The organism is Falsiroseomonas selenitidurans (genome assembly GCF_012103215.1).
Lineage (GTDB): Bacteria > Pseudomonadota > Alphaproteobacteria > Acetobacterales > Acetobacteraceae > Falsiroseomonas > Falsiroseomonas selenitidurans.
Genome location: NZ_JAAVNE010000006.1, coordinates 1 through 17,348 on the forward strand (window position 1 = coordinate 1; position 17,348 = coordinate 17,348).

At 72.8% G+C, this 17,348-nt stretch carries 17 protein-coding genes and 1 pseudogene; 12 read left to right on the top strand and 6 right to left on the bottom strand.

Translation table 11 applies throughout. From position 1 onward, the window contains the following. From HEQ75_RS05330 to HEQ75_RS28710, 5 genes and pseudogenes are all read right to left on the bottom strand, one after another. The coding region (locus HEQ75_RS05330) for an ATP-binding protein (RefSeq protein WP_235961309.1) at window positions 1-740 on the bottom strand (740 nt) is incomplete at its 3' end. Window positions 741-916: 176 nt separating this feature from the next. Further along, complete coding sequence (locus HEQ75_RS05335) at window positions 917-2,518, bottom strand: ABC transporter substrate-binding protein (RefSeq protein ID WP_168027906.1); 1,602 nt, start codon at window positions 2,516-2,518, stop codon at window positions 917-919. Between the two features lie 110 nt (window positions 2,519-2,628). Continuing rightward, on the bottom strand, window positions 2,629-4,152 hold the full coding sequence (locus tag HEQ75_RS05340; RefSeq protein ID WP_168027908.1) for an aldehyde dehydrogenase family protein: 1,524 nt from the start codon (window positions 4,150-4,152) through the stop codon (window positions 2,629-2,631). Between the two features lie 3 nt (window positions 4,153-4,155). Beyond that, a complete protein-coding gene (locus HEQ75_RS28705) occupies window positions 4,156-4,518 on the bottom strand; it encodes an NAD-binding protein (protein WP_328733465.1) in 363 nt (120 codons plus the stop codon). A gap of 30 nt (window positions 4,519-4,548) precedes the next feature. Next, window positions 4,549-5,031 (bottom strand): annotated as a pseudogene (locus HEQ75_RS28710) (NAD(P)-binding domain-containing protein); the annotation flags it as partial. Window positions 5,032-5,150: 119 nt separating this feature from the next. On the opposite strand from HEQ75_RS28710, the gene HEQ75_RS05350 reads away from it, so the two are divergent. The 6 genes from HEQ75_RS05350 (at window position 5,151) to HEQ75_RS05375 (ending at window position 10,767) form a co-directional block, all read left to right on the top strand. Continuing rightward, a complete protein-coding gene (locus HEQ75_RS05350; protein WP_168027912.1) occupies window positions 5,151-5,600 on the top strand; it encodes a GtrA family protein in 450 nt (149 codons plus the stop codon). Next, entirely contained in the window at window positions 5,597-6,583 is a 987-nt protein-coding gene (locus HEQ75_RS05355) for a glycosyltransferase (protein ID WP_168027914.1), read from the top strand. Before HEQ75_RS05350 ends, HEQ75_RS05355 begins: the two co-directional genes overlap by 4 nt. Window positions 6,584-6,719: 136 nt before the next feature. Then, window positions 6,720-7,169: a hypothetical protein gene (locus tag HEQ75_RS05360; protein WP_168027916.1), complete on the top strand. Its 450-nt coding sequence runs from the start codon at window positions 6,720-6,722 to the stop codon at window positions 7,167-7,169. A gap of 15 nt (window positions 7,170-7,184) precedes the next feature. Next, window positions 7,185-8,930 carry a type I secretion system permease/ATPase gene (locus HEQ75_RS05365; protein ID WP_235961311.1) on the top strand — a complete coding sequence of 582 codons (1,746 nt, stop codon included), beginning with the start codon at window positions 7,185-7,187 and terminating at the stop codon, window positions 8,928-8,930. Beyond that, on the top strand, window positions 8,927-10,426 hold the full coding sequence (locus HEQ75_RS05370; protein ID WP_168027918.1) for an HlyD family type I secretion periplasmic adaptor subunit: 1,500 nt from the start codon (window positions 8,927-8,929) through the stop codon (window positions 10,424-10,426). Before HEQ75_RS05365 ends, HEQ75_RS05370 begins: the two co-directional genes overlap by 4 nt. 11 nt (window positions 10,427-10,437) lie before the next feature. Continuing rightward, the gene (locus HEQ75_RS05375) at window positions 10,438-10,767 is read left to right on the top strand and encodes a hypothetical protein (RefSeq protein WP_168027920.1); all 330 of its coding nucleotides are present in this window, start codon (window positions 10,438-10,440) and stop codon (window positions 10,765-10,767) included. A 28-nt stretch (window positions 10,768-10,795) separates the two neighbouring features. Here the strand turns inward: HEQ75_RS05375 and galE are convergent, their stop codons facing one another. Continuing rightward, window positions 10,796-11,797 carry a UDP-glucose 4-epimerase GalE gene (gene galE, locus HEQ75_RS05380; protein WP_235961313.1) on the bottom strand — a complete coding sequence of 334 codons (1,002 nt, stop codon included), beginning with the start codon at window positions 11,795-11,797 and terminating at the stop codon, window positions 10,796-10,798. 131 nt (window positions 11,798-11,928) lie between these two features. Between galE and mepA the strand changes: the two genes are divergently transcribed. The 6 genes from mepA (at window position 11,929) to HEQ75_RS05410 (ending at window position 17,340) form a co-directional block, all read left to right on the top strand. Next, a complete protein-coding gene (mepA, locus tag HEQ75_RS05385) occupies window positions 11,929-12,798 on the top strand; it encodes a penicillin-insensitive murein endopeptidase (RefSeq protein ID WP_168027924.1) in 870 nt (289 codons plus the stop codon). A gap of 148 nt (window positions 12,799-12,946) precedes the next feature. Next, on the top strand, window positions 12,947-13,756 hold the full coding sequence (locus tag HEQ75_RS05390; RefSeq protein ID WP_168027925.1) for an ABC transporter ATP-binding protein: 810 nt from the start codon (window positions 12,947-12,949) through the stop codon (window positions 13,754-13,756). Further along, the gene (locus HEQ75_RS05395; RefSeq protein WP_328733415.1) at window positions 13,746-14,645 is read left to right on the top strand and encodes an ABC transporter permease; all 900 of its coding nucleotides are present in this window, start codon (window positions 13,746-13,748) and stop codon (window positions 14,643-14,645) included. Before HEQ75_RS05390 ends, HEQ75_RS05395 begins: the two co-directional genes overlap by 11 nt. Before the next feature lie 95 nt (window positions 14,646-14,740). Beyond that, a complete protein-coding gene (locus tag HEQ75_RS05400) occupies window positions 14,741-15,616 on the top strand; it encodes a 2-dehydro-3-deoxygalactonokinase (RefSeq protein ID WP_168027926.1) in 876 nt (291 codons plus the stop codon). Beyond that, entirely contained in the window at window positions 15,607-16,215 is a 609-nt protein-coding gene (locus HEQ75_RS05405; protein WP_168027927.1) for a 2-dehydro-3-deoxy-6-phosphogalactonate aldolase, read from the top strand. The genes HEQ75_RS05400 and HEQ75_RS05405 overlap by 10 nt, the downstream gene beginning before the upstream one ends. A gap of 78 nt (window positions 16,216-16,293) precedes the next feature. Further along, complete coding sequence (locus tag HEQ75_RS05410; RefSeq protein ID WP_168027928.1) at window positions 16,294-17,340, top strand: TRAP transporter substrate-binding protein; 1,047 nt, start codon at window positions 16,294-16,296, stop codon at window positions 17,338-17,340. The last annotated feature ends 8 nt before the right edge of the window (window positions 17,341-17,348 follow it).

Here is a 17,348-nt window from a genome sequence, read left to right on the forward strand (position 1 = left end):
AGCCCCCCCAGCAGCCAGGGGCGGGCCTGGGCCGGAGCCGGCCGAGCGGTGGCCGGGTGGGCGCTGGCGGGCGGCGATGCGAGGGCCGGCGCAGGTCGCGGCGCGCCGCGCTGCGGCTTCGGCAGCGTCAGCATGGCAGCCGCCGCCTGAACCTGCGCCGCCCCCACCCGCGCCGCGCCATCCAGCCCGGCGGTGAACAGCGCGCTGCCCAGCAGCATGTTCAGCAACCGCGGCACGCCGCCGGAGGCGGCCCCCAGCGCCGCCACGCCGTCCGGCGCCAGCCGCGCCGACGGCACGCCGAGTTGCGCCAGCCGGGCGGCGACATAGGCCGGAACCTCCCCGGCACGGACCGGGCGCAGGATCACGCGACGATGCGCCAGGCCCTGCAGCCGCTGCGCGAAACCGGGCAGCGCCGCCAGCACGGCCACGCCCGCCGTCTGCCGGGCCAGGGCTTCCAGCGCCGGCGCGCCGATCCGCTCCGCCTCGTCCACCAGCAGCACGCCGGGGGCGGGCGGCCCGGCCAGGTCGCCGAAATCGACGCGATGCACCCCCGGCCCCGCCTGGCGCAGGCGCCGTTCCAACTCGCCCAGCATCATGGTCTTGCCGACGCCGGGCGGGCCCAGCAGCGCCACCACCCCGGGGCCTTCCGCCAGCGCCGCCAGCAGCGCGCCCCATGCTTCCGACCACCCCGCATGGCGCAGCGCGGTGGCGGGGGCGGGGCGATCGGGCAGGTCGTTCAAATCGCGCGGATCCGGCTGTGGGCGGCAGGCGCGCCGCGCCATCCGGCCGCCCTGCCTGCCACCCTAGCCGGCGCCGCTGCCCCGCTCACCTGACAAAGCGATGAGCAGCCCGCCGCGGCGCGGCGATGAGCAGCCCGCCGCGCCGCGGCGACGAGCAGCCCGCCGCGCCGCGCGGCTCAGCCGCGCTTCACGTTCCAGAACAGCGGCAGGCCCTTCAGCACGCCGGACAGGTCGCGCCGGTAGCCGGTGGCCTGGAAGTACTGGCCGAGCGGCAGGTAGGGCACTTCCTGGAACGCCACTTCCTGGATCTGCCGGCCGACCGCCTGCTGCGCGGCGAGGTCCGGTGCCTCGAACCAGGCGACGCGCAGCTCCTCGATCTTCGGGATGGTCGGCCAGCCGAACCAGGCGGCCTGGCCATGGCCGCGCAGGCTCTGGTGGACGCCCGGGTTGAACATGTCGAGCCCGGACCAGAAGGTGAAGAACATGTTCCACCCGCCCTTGTCCGGCGCTTCCCGGCTCGCGCGGCGCTGCACCACGGTGCCCCAGTCGGTGGAGATGTAGTCCACATTCATGCCGGCACGGCGCATCATGTCGTTGCCGACCTGCGCCAGCGCATTCAGCGACGGGAAGTCCGAGGCCGCGATCAGCGTCACCTTCTCCCCGTTATAGCCGGCCGCGGCGAGGTCCGCCTTGACCTTTTCCATGTTGCGCGGGCTGGTGACGGCATCGAGCCCGGCGTCGGAGGCCAGCGGCGTGCCCGGCGGGAAATAGCCGATGCCCTCGCGCCACAGGCTGCGATCCGTGCCGATGACGGCGGTCATGAAATCCGCCTGGTTCACCGCGCCCAGCAGCGCGCGGCGCACCGCCGGCTTGTCGAAGGGCGGGTGCAGGTGGTTGAAGCGGGCGATCGCCATCAGCCCGGTCGGGTCCGGGATCTCCAGCACCACGTTGCGGTTGCGGCGCAGCAGCGGCTGCAGGTCGCCGGTCGGCTGCTCCCACCAATCCATCTCGCCGCTCTGCAGCGCCGCGGCCGCCGTGGCGGCATCCGGCGTCACATGCCATTCGACGCGGTCGAAATGCGCCACCTTCGGCCCGGCCGTCCAGCTGGCCTCGCCCCCGGTGCGCGGCACGTAGTCGGCGAAGCGCTCATAGACGATGCGCGCGCCCGGCACGCGTTCGCCGGCCACGAACTTGAAGGGGCCGCTGCCGATCAGGTCGCCGGTGATGGGCGTGTTCGGCGACTGGCTGGCCAGGCGCTCCGGCATCATGAAGGCGACCGGGGTGGAGGGCTTGCCCAGCGCCTCGAACAGCAGGGGGAAGGGCTTCTTGAGGCGGAACAGGATGGTCTTGTCGTCGGGTGCCGCCAGCTCGTCCGTCTGCGCCATCAGCACCTGGCCCAGCGCGTCGCGCGCCGCCCAGCGGCGGATCGAGGCGACGCAGTCCTTCGCCGTCACCGGCGCGCCGTCGTGCCACTTCAGCCCGTCGCGCAGCGTGATGGTGACGCGCTTGCCGTCATCCTCCACGGCATGGCCCTGGGCCATCTGCGGCTGCGCCTTGTAGTCGGCGTCGAAGCCGTACAGCGTGTCCCAGATCAGGTAGGCGTGGTTGCGGGTGACATAGGCCGTGGTCAGGATGGGATCGACCACCGCCAGGTCGGCCTGCGGGATGAACTTCAGCACCCGCGAGGTGCCGGAGGTCCCCTGGCCGAAGGAAGGTGCGCCGAGGGCCGACGCGCCGAGCGCCGCCCCGGCGCCCGTCAGAAGATGACGACGCAGCATGGTGTCCCGTTCTCCCAGATTGCGCGGCGGCAGGGCGCCGCGCCATTCCCTGTGCGCCCAGGGAACAGCCTTCACGCCCGCGATGCAAGGGTCGCAATGCTGCCGTGCCGTTACGGACGGTGTCCGAAGCCCAGCGCCGGGCTCGCCGCCGTTTCCACCCACACCGCCTTGCTCTGCGTGTAGGCGGCCAGCGCCTCCTGCCCCGAGGAACGGCCATGGCCGCTGGCGCCAAAGCCGCCGAAGGGGACGGAGACATGGATGGTGCCGTAGCCGTTCACCCAGAAGCTGCCCGCGCGGACGCCGGCCGCCACCCGGTGCGCCCGGCCCAGGTCGCGCGTCCACACGGCACCGGCCAGGCCAAAGGGCGTGGCATTGGCGAGCGCGATCGCCTCCGCCTCCTCCTCGAAGGGGATGGCGGCGACGACCGGGCCGAAGATCTCCGTCCGGGCCACCAGCGCCTGGTTGTCCAGGCCGGCCAGGATGCTGGGCATCACCCAGAAGCCGTCCTCGGGCAGGCAAGCCGGCCGTGGCGGCGCGAGAAGGGTGGCGCCTTCCGCCACGCCGGCCGCCACTAGCCCCGTCACATGGGCGAACTGCCGCGCCGTGGCGACCGGGCCGATCTCGGTCGCCGCATCCAGCGGATCACCGGCCCGGATCCGGGCGGAGGCGCTGGCCAGCAGTGCCACGAAGTGGTCATGGATGGCGCGGTGCACCAGCAGGCGGGAGCCGGCGACGCAGCTCTGTCCGGAACTGGCGAAGATCGCCTGCTGCGCGCCCTGCACGGCGGCCGGCAGGTCGGCGTCGTCGAAGACGATGTTGGCGGATTTCCCGCCCAGCTCCAGCACACAGGGGATCATCCGCGCGGCGCAGGCGGCGGCGATGTGGCTGGCGCTCGCCGCGCCACCGACGAAGGTCACCATCGCCACCTCCGCCGCCCCCAGCAGCGCCTGGCCGCTGGTGGCGCCCAGCCCCGCCACCACCTGCACCAGACCCGGCGGCAGCCCGGCCTCCACCGCCAGCAGCCCGAAGGCCAGCGAGGTCAGCGGCGTGTATTCGGAGGGCTTCAGCACCACGGCATTGCCGGCGGCGATCGCCGGCAGCACGTTCCAGCCGCAGGTGAACAGCGGCGCGTTCCAGGGCGTGATCGCCAGCACCACGCCCATCGGCTCCCGCCGCACGATCACCGTATGGCCCGAAGGCACGGGGACGGTGCGGCCCTCGATCTTGTCGCACCAGCCGGCCCAGTACTCCGCCATCTCCGCCACCCGCGCGACCTGGGCGCGGCAGTCGCGCAGCGGCTTGCCGGCATTGGCGGATTCCAGCCGCGCCAGCGATTCGGCATCGCGCCGCAGCAGCGCGCCGAGCGCCCAGATGCGTCGGCCGCGCTCCGCCGCGCTCAGCGCCATCCAGGCGCGCTGCGCCCGCGCCGCCCCGGCCGCGGCGGCGGTGGCCAGGGCCGGGCCGGCATCGGCATACCGGGCGATGGCCCGGCCGGTCGCCGGGTCCTGCAGGGTGAAGCCGGCCCCCTGCCCGTCCACCACCTGCCCGTCGATGACGCTGCCGATCCGCCCGCCGAGCAGCCGCGCGATCTCCGCTTCCAGCACCCGTTCCGCCTGGAACCCTGCCTGGAGCATGGCTCAGCCCTCCGCCAGGATGGCGGCGGGCAGGCGGTTGAAATCGGCCGCCGCGGGCAGCGAATCGCGCGCCCAGCGGGCAGCCGCCGCGCTGCAGGCCGGCAGTTCGGCGCCCACCGCCCGGGCGAGATCCAGCGCCAAGCCGACATCCTTGCGCATCAGCCCGGCCGAGAAGCCGGAATCGAAGGCCCCGGAGAGGATCCACCTCGGAAAATTCACCTCCGTGGCGGCGGAGCGGCCGGAGGCGGCGTTGACCACCGGCAGCAGGGCCTCCGGCGCCACGCCGGCCAGCGCGCCGAGGCGCAGCGCCTCCCCGGCCACGGCCAGGTGGGTCGCCACCAGCAGGTTGTTCACCAGCTTCGCCACCTGCCCGGCCCCCGGCCCGCCGACATGGATCAGCTTCGCCGCGACCAGCGCCAGGCCCGGCCGCGCGCGTTCGATCGCCGCGGCCTCGCCGCCCAGCATCATCGCCAGCGTGCCCGCCGCCGCGCCGGCCGGGCCGCCGGAGACGGGGGCGTCCAGATAGGCCGTGCCGGCGCCCGCCGCCTGGTCGGCGAATCGGCGGGCGGCGAGCGGGTCCAGCGTCGAGGTATCGGCCACCACGGCGCCCGCCGGCAGGGCCGGCAGCAGCGCCGCCAGCACCGCCGCCACCGCGCGGTCCTGCGGCAGGGAGAGCAGCACCAGCGGCGCGGCGACGCCTGCCGGGCCGGAGGCGACCACCACGCCGAGCGCCGCCGCCGCGGCGCAGCGGTCCGGATCCAGGTCGTGCCCCACCACGGCCGCGCCACATGCCGTCAGGCGGGTGGCCATCGCCAGCCCCATCTGCCCCAGACCCACCAGGCCGACCCGCATCCGCCGCCACTCCGAACCGTGATGCGGTGCAGGCTTGCAGCCGGCGGCGTGGCCGGCAACTGCCGCGCTTTGGTCACGCTGCCATGCTCTACCCCGCGGGCTTCACGAACTGCCTCCAGGCCCCACCTGACCCGCATGGATCCCCGATGCCCGATGCCCTGACCCGCCTGCTGACCCGCCTGCTCGGCGCCCGGCGGGCCGCGACGCTGCTGCAGTTCCTGCGTTTCGGCGTCGTCGGCACCGCCGGATTCCTGGTGGACACCGCCGTGCTCTATGCCGGGCTGGCGCTGGGCCTCGGGCTGTATTCAGGGCGCGCCGTCTCCTACCTCGCCGCGGCCAGCACCACCTGGGCGCTGAATCGGGCCTGGACCTTCCGGGGCGCCGCGCCGGCGCCGATGGCGCGGCAATGGGCGCTGTTCCTGGCGCTGAACCTCGTGGGCTTCGCCTTCAACTACGGCACCTATGCCGCGCTGGTGGCCTGGGTGCCGGCGGTGGCCGCCGCCCCGGTGCTCGGCGTCGCGGCCGGGGCTCTGGCCGGCATGGCGGGCAATTTCTGGCTGTCGCGCCGCTTCGTCTTCGCCGCGGCCGCGGCATGAGCGCCCCGCCCCGCATCGCCGTCCTCATCCCCTGCTACAACGAGGCGGTGGCGATCCCGGGCGTGGTGGCGGATTTCCGCGCCGCCCTGCCGGGTGCGACCATCCATGTCTATGACAACAACAGCGCCGACGGCACGGCGGAAGCCGCGCGCGCCGCCGGCGCGCTGGTGCGGCGGGAGACGCAGCAGGGCAAGGGCCATGTGGTGCGGCGGATGCTGGCCGACATCGAGGCCGACCTCTATGTGCTGGTGGATGGCGACGGCACCTACGATGCCGCCGCGGCGCCGGGCATGATCCGCCTGGCGCTGGAAGAGCAGCTCGACCTCGTCACCGGCACGCGGGTGACCCAGGGCGAGGCGGCCTATCGCCCCGGCCATGTACTGGGCAACCAGGTGCTGACCGGCCTGGTGCGGCACATCTTCGGCAACCGCATCACGGACATGCTCTCCGGCTACCGCGTCTTCTCCCGCCGCTTCGCGAAATCCTTCCCGGCCCTGGCGGAAGGCTTCGAGACGGAGACGGAATTCACCGTACACGCGCTGGCGTTGCATATGCCGGTGGGCGAGGTGCCGACCGCCTATCGCGCCCGGCCACCCGGCAGCACCTCCAAGCTCAATACCTGGCGGGATGGCTGGCGCATCCTGAGCGCCATCCTGCTGCTGGTGCGGCGGGAAAGGCCGCTGCCCTTCTTCGCCCTTGTGGCTCTGCTGCTGGCGGCAACAGGGGTGGTGCTGGCGGTGCCGGTGCTGCAGACCTTCGTCGCCACCGGCCTGGTGCCGCGGCTGCCCACCGCGGTGCTGTCCATGGGGCTGGTGCTGCTGGCCTGCCTGTCGCTGGCCTGCGGCCTGATCCTGGACACGGTGACGCGCGGCCGGGTGGAGGCGAAGCGGATGGCCTACCTCGCCATTCCCGCACCGGATTTCGCCGCGCGCCTCGACGGCGCCGGCGGGACCACCGGCGAACCGGATCACCAACGCAACTAATTACGCGAAACTTTACGCGAAGCGGTTCATCCATCACGCTTCTTTGTCCTTGCCGCATCGCGTGCTAGATGGCGTTCCGCAAGGTCCTGTTACCTCGGGAACGGCTATCGCAGGGACCATTGGGAAGCCTGGAACGATGACGGTCCTGCCGCATGCCGGGGCGCGCGCCCCTTCGCCCGCCGCCTCCATCGCCCCGCTGGGCGCCGGCGCGCCCGATGGCGCCCTGCCCTGCCTGGAGGATTTCCTGACCGGGGAGCCGGAGCAGGAGCTGCGCGACCTGCTGGCCTTCGCCATGGCCGTGCAGGCCGGCCAGCCCACCGTTCCCGCGGCGCTGCGCGGACGCGCCGATGCGGCGCTGGCGGCGCACGCGCTGCGCCACATGCACAACCAGATCGAGTCCATCCGGCTGGATGCGGCGCGGGAGCAAATGGCGCGGATGCGGCGCGGCCCCGGCTTCACCAGCCTGGTGATGGCCAACCTCCTGGCGCTGGCGCTGGCGGCGCTGCTGGGCGGCTTTCTGTGGCTGCGACCCGACCTCTGGTTGCACCTGATCCCACGCGGCCTGTTTCCCGAAGGGGGGATCTGACCCATGCGCCCACCGATGCCCCTGATGCCGGGCCAGGAACGCCTGCCGGAGACGGTGCTGTCGAAGGCGCTGGCGGCCGGGCGGTCGCAGCTGGTCGGCGTTGCCCTGTTCTCCGGCGTGGTGAACATGCTGCAGCTCACCGTGTCGCTCTACATGATGCAGGTCTTCGACCGGGTGCTCGGCAGCCGCAGCATCGACACGCTGTACTACCTGACGGCCATCGCGATCTTCGCCCTGCTGGTGATGGCGGTGCTGGACGGGCTGCGCGGCCAGGTGATGCAGCGGCTGGCGACCTGGATCGAGGGCAAGGTGGCGCCGGAGGCCTTCCTGCGCGCCGTGGAGAGCCAGCTGCGCGGCCGCCCCTACCGGATGGAGGCGCTGCGCGACCTCTCCGCCTGCCGCGCCTGGCTCGGCTCCCCGGCCTCGCTCACCGTCTTCGATGTGCCCTGGGTGCCGATCTACCTGGCGGTGATCTTCGCCCTGCACCCGATGCTGGGCTGGATCGCGCTGGCCGGCGCGGCGGTGCTGTTCTGCCTGACCCTGGCCAATGAATGGGCCACCGGCACGCTGGTGCGCCAGGCCAGCACCGCCTCCATCACCACCCAGCGCCGGGCCGAGAGCATGGTCCGCAATGCGGAGGTGATCGACAGCATGGGCATGGCGCCGGCGGTGCTGCAGCGCTGGCGCGAAGGCCTCGCCGCCGCCATGCCGCCGCAGGAACGCGCGGCGGACCGGGCGGCCATCCTGCTGTCCATCACCCGCTTTTCCCGCCTCACGGTCCAGGTCGGCGTGCTCGGCGTCGGTGCCTGGCTGGTGCTGGAACAGCAGCTGACGGCCGGCGCCTCCATCGCCGCCTCCATCATCATGGGCCGCGCCCTGGCGCCGGTGGAACAGATGATCGGCGGCTGGAAGCAGCTGGTGCAGGCGCGGCAATCCTATCGCCGCCTGCTGAGCTTCCTGGCGCAGCCGCGCATCCGCCCGCCCGGCATGCCGCTGCCGGCGCCTGAAGGCCGCGTGGCGGCGGAACGCGTGACCTTCGGCTTCCCCGGCCAGTCGGTGGCGATCATCAAGGGCGTCACCTTCAACCTGAGTGCCGGGGAAAGCCTGGCGATCATCGGGCCATCGGCCGCCGGCAAGACCACGCTGATCCGCCTGCTGATCGGCACGCTGCAGCCGGCCGCCGGCACGGTGCGGCTGGACGGCGCCGATGTCTTCACCTGGCAGCGGGAGGATTTCGGCCGCTATGTCGGCTACCTGCCGCAGGATGTGGAACTGTTCGACGGCACGGTGATGAAGAACATCAGCCGCATGCGCGACGAGCCACCGGAAGGCGTGTTCGAGGCGGCGCGGCTGGCCGGCTGCCACGAGATGATCCTGCGCCTGCCGCAGGGCTACGACACCGAGATCGGCGATGGCGGCCAGCACCTGTCCGGCGGCCAGCGCCAGCTGATCGGCCTGGCCCGCGCCATGTACGGCAACCCCCGCTTCGTGGTGCTGGACGAGCCCAATTCGAACCTGGACGGCGACGCCGAGCAGGCGCTGATCCGCGGGCTGGAGACGCTGAAGGCGCAGCGCACCACCGTGATCCTCGTCTCGCACCGGCCGACCCTGGTGCAGGGCGTGGACAAGGTGCTGCTGCTGCGCGACGGCGCGGCGGAGGCCTTCGGCCCGCGGGCCGAGGTGCTGAAGCGCCTGGCCCAGGGCAGCCGCCCGCAGGACATCACCCAGGCGCCCGGCCGGGCCGAGGGGGCCGCACGATGAGCTCAGCCATTCCCATGCCGGGCCCGGTGCCCGCGAACGGCCCGGCCGCGGGCCCGCAGCCGATCGGCCGCATCGTGCCGCAACCGGCCGGCAGCCTGCCGCCGGACGGGCCGCCGCCGGATGGCCCGCAGGGCGGCGCGCTGGCGCCGCGCCCCGCGGCGGCGCCCCCCGCGCTGTGGCAGCCGCCGGAGGACCAGCTGATCCTCGATGCGCCGCGGCCGCGCACCGGGCTGCCCATCACGCTGGGTTACCTGATCGTCGGCATCTTCGTCATCGGCCTCGGCCTCTGGGCCAGCCTGACGCCGCTGGCCGAGGCCGCCATCGCCCCCGGCATCCTGAAGGTGGAAGGCACCCGCCGCACCATCCAGCATTTTGAGGGCGGCATCGTGCGGGAGATCCTGGTCCGCGACGGCGACGCGGTGGCCGCCGGCCAGGTGCTGATGCGCCTCGACCAGCCACAGGCCCTGCAGCAGACGGAAACCCTGCGCAGCCAGCGCTGGGCCTTCCTGGCGCAGGATGCGCGGCTGGTGGCGGAACTCGCCGGCGCCCCCGCCATCACCTTCCCCGAGGATCTGCTGGCCTCCACCGAGCCGCGCGCCGCGGAGGTCATCAGCGGGCAGCGCGCCCTGTTCCAGGCGCGCAGCATCGCGCTGACCAGCCAGCTGGAGGTGCTGCGCACCCGCATCGACCAGCACCGCGCCACCATCGCCTCCGCCGAAGGGCAGATGGACGCGCAGCAGCGCATGCTGGTGCTATTGCGGGCCGAGGAATCCAACACCGCCCAGCTGCTGCGCCAGGGCCTGGCGCGGCTGCCGCAGCTGCTGGCCCTGCAGCGCCAGGTTGCCTCGGTGGACGGCAACATCACCGATATCCGCAACCAGATGGTGCGTTCCCGCGCCCAGATCGAGGAATCGGAACGCGAGATGGAGCGGGTGCAGAACCAGCGCACCCAGGACGTCTCCACCGAACTGCGCGAGGTGCGGCTGCGGCTTTCGGAAACCGAGGAGCGGCTGCGCGCGGCGGAGGATGTCTCCACCCGGCTCGAGATCACCGCGCCGGAGGCCGGCACGGTGCTGAACCTGCGCGTCTTCACCGTGGGCGCGGTGCTGCGCCCGGGCGACCCGGTGATGGACCTGGTGCCGCAGGAGGACCGCATCATCGCCGAGGTGAATGTGCAGCCGAACGACATCGACGTGCTGCATCCCGGCCTGCAGGCGGAGGTGCGGCTGCCCGCCTTCAAGCAGCGGCTGGTGCCCTACCTGCACGGCCACGTCACCTTCGTCGCCTCCGACATCACGCAGGATGAGCGGCGCGGGCTGAGCTACTACCGGGTGCACATCCAGCTGGACGAAGAACAGCTTCGCGCGCTGGAGGGCGTGCAGCTGCGCGCCGGCATGGCGGTGGAAGCGCAGATCCGCACCGGGGAGCGCAGCTTCGCCCGCTACATGCTGCAGCCGCTCTTCGACAGCTTCCACCGCGCCTTCCGCGAGCAATAGGAAACACGGCCATGTCCATCCCCACCGTCTTCGGCGACGGCGTCATCGACGTGCATGTGGTCAGCGGCGTCGCCCGCATCACGCTGGGCGCGCAGACCGCGGCCGGCGCGAAGGAAGGCAAGCCGGAACCCTCCGCCCTGCTGCTGGTGCCGGTGCTGCAGCTGGGCAACCTAGCCCGCGTGCTGGCCGAGGTGACGCGCCAGGTGGAAGCCAAGGCGCGGGAGGCGCAGGGCCAGGCGGCGACGCCGTCGCCGGCCCATGGCCAGGTGCTGCAGGCGCAGCAGCCGCAGCCGGAAGCGCCGGCCGACCAGGTCTCCGGCGCCTTCCGCTTCAACGGCTGACCGGGCACCCCGGCCCGGGGGTGCTGCTTCAGGCGGCCGCGCGGCGGTCGCCATAGCCTTCCGGATGCGCCACGCGCCAGTCCCACGCCGTGCGCACGATGGATTCCAGATCCGGGAAGCGCGGCGACCAGCCGGTATCCTGGCGCAGGCGGGCGGAGGAGGCGACCAGCACCGCCGGGTCGCCTTCCCGCCGCGGGCCCAGCGTGTGCGGCACCGGTCGGCCGCCCACCTTCTGCACCATGTCGATCACCTCGCGCACCGAATAGCCGGTGCCGTTGCCGAGGTTGTAGCGGACCGAGCGTTCCTCCAGCAGCGGCAGCACCCGCAGATGCGCATCCGCCAGATCCGTCACATGCACGTAGTCGCGCACGCCGGTGCCGTCCGGCGTCGGGTAGTCCGTGCCGAACACCATCAGCGGCGGGCGCTTGCCCAGCGCGGCGTCGATCGCCAGCGGCAGCAGGTGGGTCTCCGGCTCATGATCCTCCCCGGCCCGGCCCTCCGGGTCGGCGCCGGCGGCATTGAAGTAGCGCAGGCTGGCGAAGCGCAGGCCGTGGATCTTCTCCGCCCAGTCCAGCGCCCGCTCGCACATCAGCTTGCTCTCGCCATAGGGGGAGACGGGGCCGAGGCGCTGCTGCTCGTCGATCGGGATGCGTTCGGGAAAGCCGAACAGCGCGGCGGTCGAGGACATCACCAGCCGCAGGCAGCCATGCTTCACCGCGGCATCGGCGACGGCGGCCAGGGTGCCCAGATTCTCCGCCATGTAGCGCAGCGGGTCGCGCATGCTGTCGCCGACCAGGGACAGGGCGGCGAAGTGCAGCACCGCGTCGAAGCGGCCGCCGGCGAAGGCGCGCGCCAGCGCCTGGCGGTCCTCGCAGCGGCCTTCCACGAGCCGCACGCCGGCCGGGATGGCGGCATGGTGGCCCTTGGACATGTCATCCAGCACCACCACCTCGTCGCCCCGGTCGCGCAGGGCGAGGACGGTATGGCTGCCCACATAACCGGCCCCGCCGGTCACCAGATAACGACCCAATGCGCAAGCTCCCACTCGCCCGGCCCCCAGGCGGCCTGGCCAGGGGCGCATTCTACACCCGCGAATGTGTCAGAAAATGCGCCATCGCGGGCCCGGTTGAGGCATTCCCGCCGCGGCGCCATAAACCCTGCATGATCGTCCCGCGCGCACCGGCCCGAACCGGCTTCCTGCTGGCCCTGGCCCTCGCCGGCCCGCCCGGCCGGGCCGCCGCGGTGGAGGCACCGCCGGCGCGGGCCGCGGATTGGGCGGCGCTGCCGCTTCCTAGCCCCGGCCCGGCACGGGCCATTGGCGGCACCGCGCTGGGCTGCCTGGCCGGCGGCGTCGCGCTGCCGGCGGCAGGCCCCGGCTGGCAGGCCATCAACACCCACCGCAACCGCCAATGGGGCCACCCGGCGACCCTCGCCCTGCTGCGTCACCTGGCCGGCCAGGCGCGGTCGGCGGGGCTGCCGGACCTCTACATCGGCGACCTGTCGCAACCGCGCGGCGGGCCCATGCCCTCCGACCATGCCAGCCACCAGAACGGGCTCGATGCCGATATCTGGCTGGACCTGCGGCCGAAGCCCAGCCTGCCGGCCAGCCGGCGCAGCAACCTCGCCATCCCCTCCCTGGTGCGGCCGGACGGGCAGGCGGTGGACCCGGCGCGCTGGACCCCGCGGCATGCGGCGCTGATCCGCCTGGCAGCCGAAAGCCCGGGGCTCGACCGGCTGCTGGTGAACCCGGCGATCAAGCGGCGGCTCTGCGCCGAGCATCGCGGCGCGCCCTGGCTGCGCCGGGTGCGGCCCTGGCGCGGCCATGACAGCCACATGCACCTGCGCCTGCGCTGCCCGGCGGACAGCCCGGATTGCCGCGACATCGCCCCGCCGCCGCCCGGCGATGGCTGCGATGCGACGCTGGAATGGTGGTTCTCCGAGGAAGCCCGCCGCCCGGCGCCCCGCCCCGCCCGCCCCGGCCCACCGCCGCGCCTGCCGCTGGCCTGCGCCACGGTGCGCGCCGCGCCCTGACGGCAGGCGTCCTGCCCAATCCGCGGGCAGTTTCGGCGGCCGCGCGGCCTTCCCGGCGGCATCCGGCGTGGCCCGCGTCTTGCGTGGCCTGCCCCGCCTGTCGCACACAGGACCGTGCGCGCACCCCGCGCGCCAACCGGGGGATGAGATGGAGCGACCTTTCGTCGAGATCAGCGGCGTCGCCATGCGGTATGGCGGCGTGGAAGGGACGCTGGCCTTGCAGAACGCGACGCTGTCCGTCGGCAAGGGTGAGTTCATTGCCGTGGTCGGCCCCTCCGGCTGCGGCAAGTCCACGCTGATGAAGCTGGTCACCGGCCTGTGGCCCGCCACCGCCGGCACCCTGCTGGTCGCGGGGCAGGAGGTGGACGGGCCCCTTTCGATCGCCGGCATGGCGTTCCAGAACCCCACCCTGCTGCCATGGCGCAACATCCTGGACAATGTGATGCTGCCGCTGGAGGTGGTGGAGCCGCATCGCCGCCAGCTGCGCGCGCAGCGCGCCATGTACGAAGCCCGGGCGCAGGACCTGCTGAAGCTGGTCGGGCTCGGCGGCTTCGACAAGAAATTCCCGCATGAGCTCTCGGGCGGCATGCAGCAGCGCGCCAGCCTGTGCCGCGCGCTGATCCACGAACCCGCCCTGCTGATGCTGGACGAGCCCTTCGCCGCGCTCGACATCTTCACCCGGGAGGATCTCTGGGCGGTGCTGCAGGGCGTCTGGATGGCGCGCAAGCCCACCGTCATCCTGGTGACGCACGACCTGCGCGAGGCCGCCTACCTGGCCGACCGCGTGCTGGTCATGTCGTCCCGCCCCGGGCGGATCATCGCCGAGCGGGTGGTGGACCTGCCCCGGCCGCGCACGCTGGAGACCACCTACAAGCCCGAATTCGTCTCCCTCGTGCATGACCTGCGCGAGCACATCAGCGCCGCCCGCAAGGGCGAGGAGGTCGTCCATGGCCAGTGACGCCGTGCTGCCTGCCGCCGCGGCCCCCGCCGCGGCCTCGAACGATGCCACCATGTCGCCGGAGGCGATGCGCCGGCTGCAGGCCATGGCCGTGGCGCAGCGCCGCCGCCGCCGCCTGCAGGCCTGGCTGCCATGGCTGGTCATCGTCGGCATGTTCGTGGTGTGGGAGATCGGCGTCCACGCCTTCAACGTGCAGCAATTCGTGCTGCCGGCGCCGTCCGCCATCGCCGAGAGCATGGTGAAGTGGTGGGTGCCGCTGCTGGACAATTCCTGGCAGACGCTGATGACGACGCTGGTGGGCTTCTTCCTGGCCGTGGTCTTCGGGCTGCTGCTGGGGGTTGCCATCGGCAGCTCCACCCTGCTGTATCACGGGCTCTATCCGCTGCTGATCGGCTTCAACTCCGTGCCCAAGGTGGCGGTGGTGCCGATCCTGGTGATCTGGTTCGGCATCGGCACCGTGCCGGCCATCATCACCGCCTTCATGATCAGCTTCTTCCCCATCGTGGTGAATGTCGCCACCGGCATCGCGACGGTGGAGCCGGAGTTGCGCGACGTGCTGCGGGCGCTGGGCGCGCGGCCTTCGGACATCATCCGCAAGGTCGGCCTGCCGCGGGCGATGCCGTATTTCTTCGCCTCGCTGAAGATCGCCATCACGGTCGCCTTCGTCGGCTCCATCATCGCGGAGACGGTGGCGGCCAACAAAGGCATCGGCCACCTGATGATCCTGGCTTCCTCACGCTTCGACGTGCCGCTGGTCTTCGCCGGGCTGATCGTGACGGCGGTGATGGGCGTGGCCATGTATGTCGCCGCCGTGGCGATCGAGAACCGCACCACCGGCTGGGCCATGCGGGGCCAGAACGACCAGCAAGTGACCGTCCCCGGGGTGTAGGGCCCCGCCCCGCCCCCGGCCTTTCCGGCCGGGGCTTGCGCCCGGCCCCGGCTCGGCGCATCCCTGGCGCCGGGGATGAAACGACGGAACGGGGCATGATCGGCGTCGATTGGGGCACAACGAGTCTGCGCGCCTATCGCCTGGGCGCCGACGGCCGGGCCCGGGATCGCCTCGACCGCCCCGGCGGCATCCTCACCGTGGCGCCGGGCGGCTTTCCCGCCGCGCTGCAGGACGCCATCGGCCCCTGGCTTGCGGCCGGGGAGCGCCATGTGCTGCTCTGCGGCATGGTCGGCAGCCGCCAGGGCTGGGTGGAGGCGCCCTATCTGCGCTGCCCCGCCGGCCCGGCCGAGATCGCCGCCGCCACCATCGCCATCCCCTTCGACGGCGCCGAATGCCGCCTGGTGCCCGGCCTGACGACGGAGGATGCCGCCGGCATCCCCGACGTGATGCGCGGCGAGGAGACCAAGCTGGTGGCGCTGGCGGAAAGCCTCGGCACGGCGCTGGCGTGCCTGCCCGGCACGCACAGCAAATGGGCGCGGCTGGAAGACGGGCGCGTCACCGGCTTCACCACCCACATGACCGGCGAGACTTTTGCGGCGCTGTCCGAGCACACGATCCTGGCGCGCACCAGCACGGATGGCCCGGATGTGCCCGAGGCCTTCGCCCGCGGCGTGGACCGCGCCCGCCAGCCCGGCGGCCTGCTGCACCATCTGTTCGGCGCCCGCACCCTGCACCTGATGGACCGGCTGGCGCAGGCGGAAACCCGCAGCTTCCTGTCCGGCCTGCTGATCGGGCACGAGATCGCCGCCGCGGCCGCCGATGCCCGCCAGGTGCACCTGGCGAGCGCCGCGCATCTGGCCGCGCTCTATGCCGCGGCGCTGGCACGCAACGGCATCGCGGTGACGCAGCACGACCCCGACCTGGTCGCGCAGGGCCTCGCCCGCATCGGGAGGGATCTGGGATGGGTCTGAAGGACTGGCTCGCGGCCTGCCCGCTGGTCGCGATCCTGCGCGGCCTGAAGCCGGAGGAAGCGGTGAAGGTGGGCGAGGCGCTGGTTGAAGCCGGCATCGCCGTGCTGGAGGTGCCGCTGAACTCGCCCGAGCCGCTGGAGAGCATCCGCATCCTGGCGCATCGCTTCGGCGAGGATGCGCTGGTCGGCGCCGGCACGGTGACGGACCCCGCCGATTGCGCGCGCATCGCCGCCGTGGGCGGCCGGCTGGTGGTGACGCCGCATGCCGATCCCGCCGTGGTGCGGGCGGCCAAGGCGGAAGGCATGATCGCCATCCCCGGCTTCTTCACGCCCGGGGAGGCTTTCGCCCTGCTCAAGGCCGGCGCCGACGGGCTGAAGCTGTTCCCGGCGGAAGCCGGTTCGCCCGCCATGCTGAAGGCGCTGCTGGCGGTGCTGCCGAAGGGCACCCGGGTGCTGCCGGTGGGCGGCATCGATGCGCACAACATTCCCGCCTGGCGGGACGCCGGCGCCGCCGGTTTCGGCATCGGCAGCGCCATCTACCGCCCTGGCGACACCGCTGCCATGGTCGCCGCCAAGGCCGCCAAGCTTCGCCTTGCCTGAAACCGGCCCGGCGGGCATCAATACCCGCAATCTCCCGGCGCGGCGATCGCGCCAGGGATGAACGGGGGGCCTCGATCCATGACCATCCATCGCCGCCAGCTTGCGGCGCTCGGCGTCGCCGCGCTCGGCGCGCCCGCCCTGATCCGCAGCGCCAGCGCGCAGGAGCTGACGCTGCGCCTGCACCATTTCCTGCCGGCCGTGTCCAACGTGCACCGCCACTTCCTGGCGCCCTGGGCGCAGAAGGTGCAGGCCGAATCGCAGGGCCGCCTGCGCATCCAGATCTTCCCCTCCATGCAGCTCGGCGGCGCGCCGCCGCAGCTGTTCGACCAGGCGCGCGACGGCGTGGTGGACATCATCTGGACCCTGCCCGGCAACACGCCCGGCCGCTTCCCGAAGATCGAGGTGTTCGAGCTGCCCTTCGTGGCGGACCCGCGGGCGCGGCCGAATGCCCTGGCCTGCCAGGAATTCTTCCAGACCCATCTGCGCGACGAATTCGCGGATGTGCACACCATCGTCGCCTGGGCGCATGATGGCGGCGTGATCCATGCCAACAAGCCGGTGCAGCGGCTGGAGGATCTGCGCGGCCTGAAGCTGCGCTTCCCGACCCGCCAGGCCGGCGAGGCGCTGCGCGCCCTCGGCGCCGCGCCGATCGGCCTGCCCATCCCGCAGGTGCCGGAAGCGCTGTCCCAGCGCGTGATCGATGGCGCGGTGGTGCCGTGGGAGGTGGTTCCGGCGATCCGCCTGGCGGAGCTGGTGAACAACCACACGGAGATCCTCGGCAGCCCGACCTTCTATTCCGCCACCTTCGTCCTGGCGATGAACAAGGCGAAATACGCGGCGATGCCGGAGGATCTGCGCCGGGTGCTGGATGCCAATTCCGGCATGGTGGCGGCGGCGATGGCGGCCAAGCCCTGGGACGAGCAGGGCCCGGTGGTGCGCGCCCAGGTCGCCCGCCGGCGGCAGAACACCATCCTGCAGCTTTCGCCGGCGGAGAAGGAGCGCTGGATGCTGGCGACCCGCCCGGTGATCGATGCCTGGATCGCCGGATCCCGCGAGCGCGGCTTCGATGGCGCCGCGCTGCTGGCCGATGCCCGCGGGCTGATCGCCAAGCACGGCGCCGCCTGAACCCCACC

Coding starts and splice junctions, on each gene's coding strand:
- HEQ75_RS05335 (WP_168027906.1), bottom strand. CDS start 2,518: ATGCTGCGTCGTCATCTTCTGACGGGCGCCGGGGCGGCGCTCGGCGCG.
- HEQ75_RS05340 (WP_168027908.1), bottom strand. CDS start 4,152: ATGCTCCAGGCAGGGTTCCAGGCGGAACGGGTGCTGGAAGCGGAGATC.
- HEQ75_RS05350 (WP_168027912.1), top strand. CDS start 5,151: ATGCCCGATGCCCTGACCCGCCTGCTGACCCGCCTGCTCGGCGCCCGG.
- HEQ75_RS05355 (WP_168027914.1), top strand. CDS start 5,597: ATGAGCGCCCCGCCCCGCATCGCCGTCCTCATCCCCTGCTACAACGAG.
- HEQ75_RS05360 (WP_168027916.1), top strand. CDS start 6,720: ATGACGGTCCTGCCGCATGCCGGGGCGCGCGCCCCTTCGCCCGCCGCC.
- HEQ75_RS05365 (WP_235961311.1), top strand. CDS start 7,185: ATGCCCCTGATGCCGGGCCAGGAACGCCTGCCGGAGACGGTGCTGTCG.
- HEQ75_RS05370 (WP_168027918.1), top strand. CDS start 8,927: ATGAGCTCAGCCATTCCCATGCCGGGCCCGGTGCCCGCGAACGGCCCG.
- HEQ75_RS05375 (WP_168027920.1), top strand. CDS start 10,438: ATGTCCATCCCCACCGTCTTCGGCGACGGCGTCATCGACGTGCATGTG.
- mepA (WP_168027924.1), top strand. CDS start 11,929: ATGATCGTCCCGCGCGCACCGGCCCGAACCGGCTTCCTGCTGGCCCTG.
- HEQ75_RS05390 (WP_168027925.1), top strand. CDS start 12,947: ATGGAGCGACCTTTCGTCGAGATCAGCGGCGTCGCCATGCGGTATGGC.
- HEQ75_RS05395 (WP_328733415.1), top strand. CDS start 13,746: ATGGCCAGTGACGCCGTGCTGCCTGCCGCCGCGGCCCCCGCCGCGGCC.
- HEQ75_RS05400 (WP_168027926.1), top strand. CDS start 14,741: ATGATCGGCGTCGATTGGGGCACAACGAGTCTGCGCGCCTATCGCCTG.
- HEQ75_RS05405 (WP_168027927.1), top strand. CDS start 15,607: ATGGGTCTGAAGGACTGGCTCGCGGCCTGCCCGCTGGTCGCGATCCTG.
- HEQ75_RS05410 (WP_168027928.1), top strand. CDS start 16,294: ATGACCATCCATCGCCGCCAGCTTGCGGCGCTCGGCGTCGCCGCGCTC.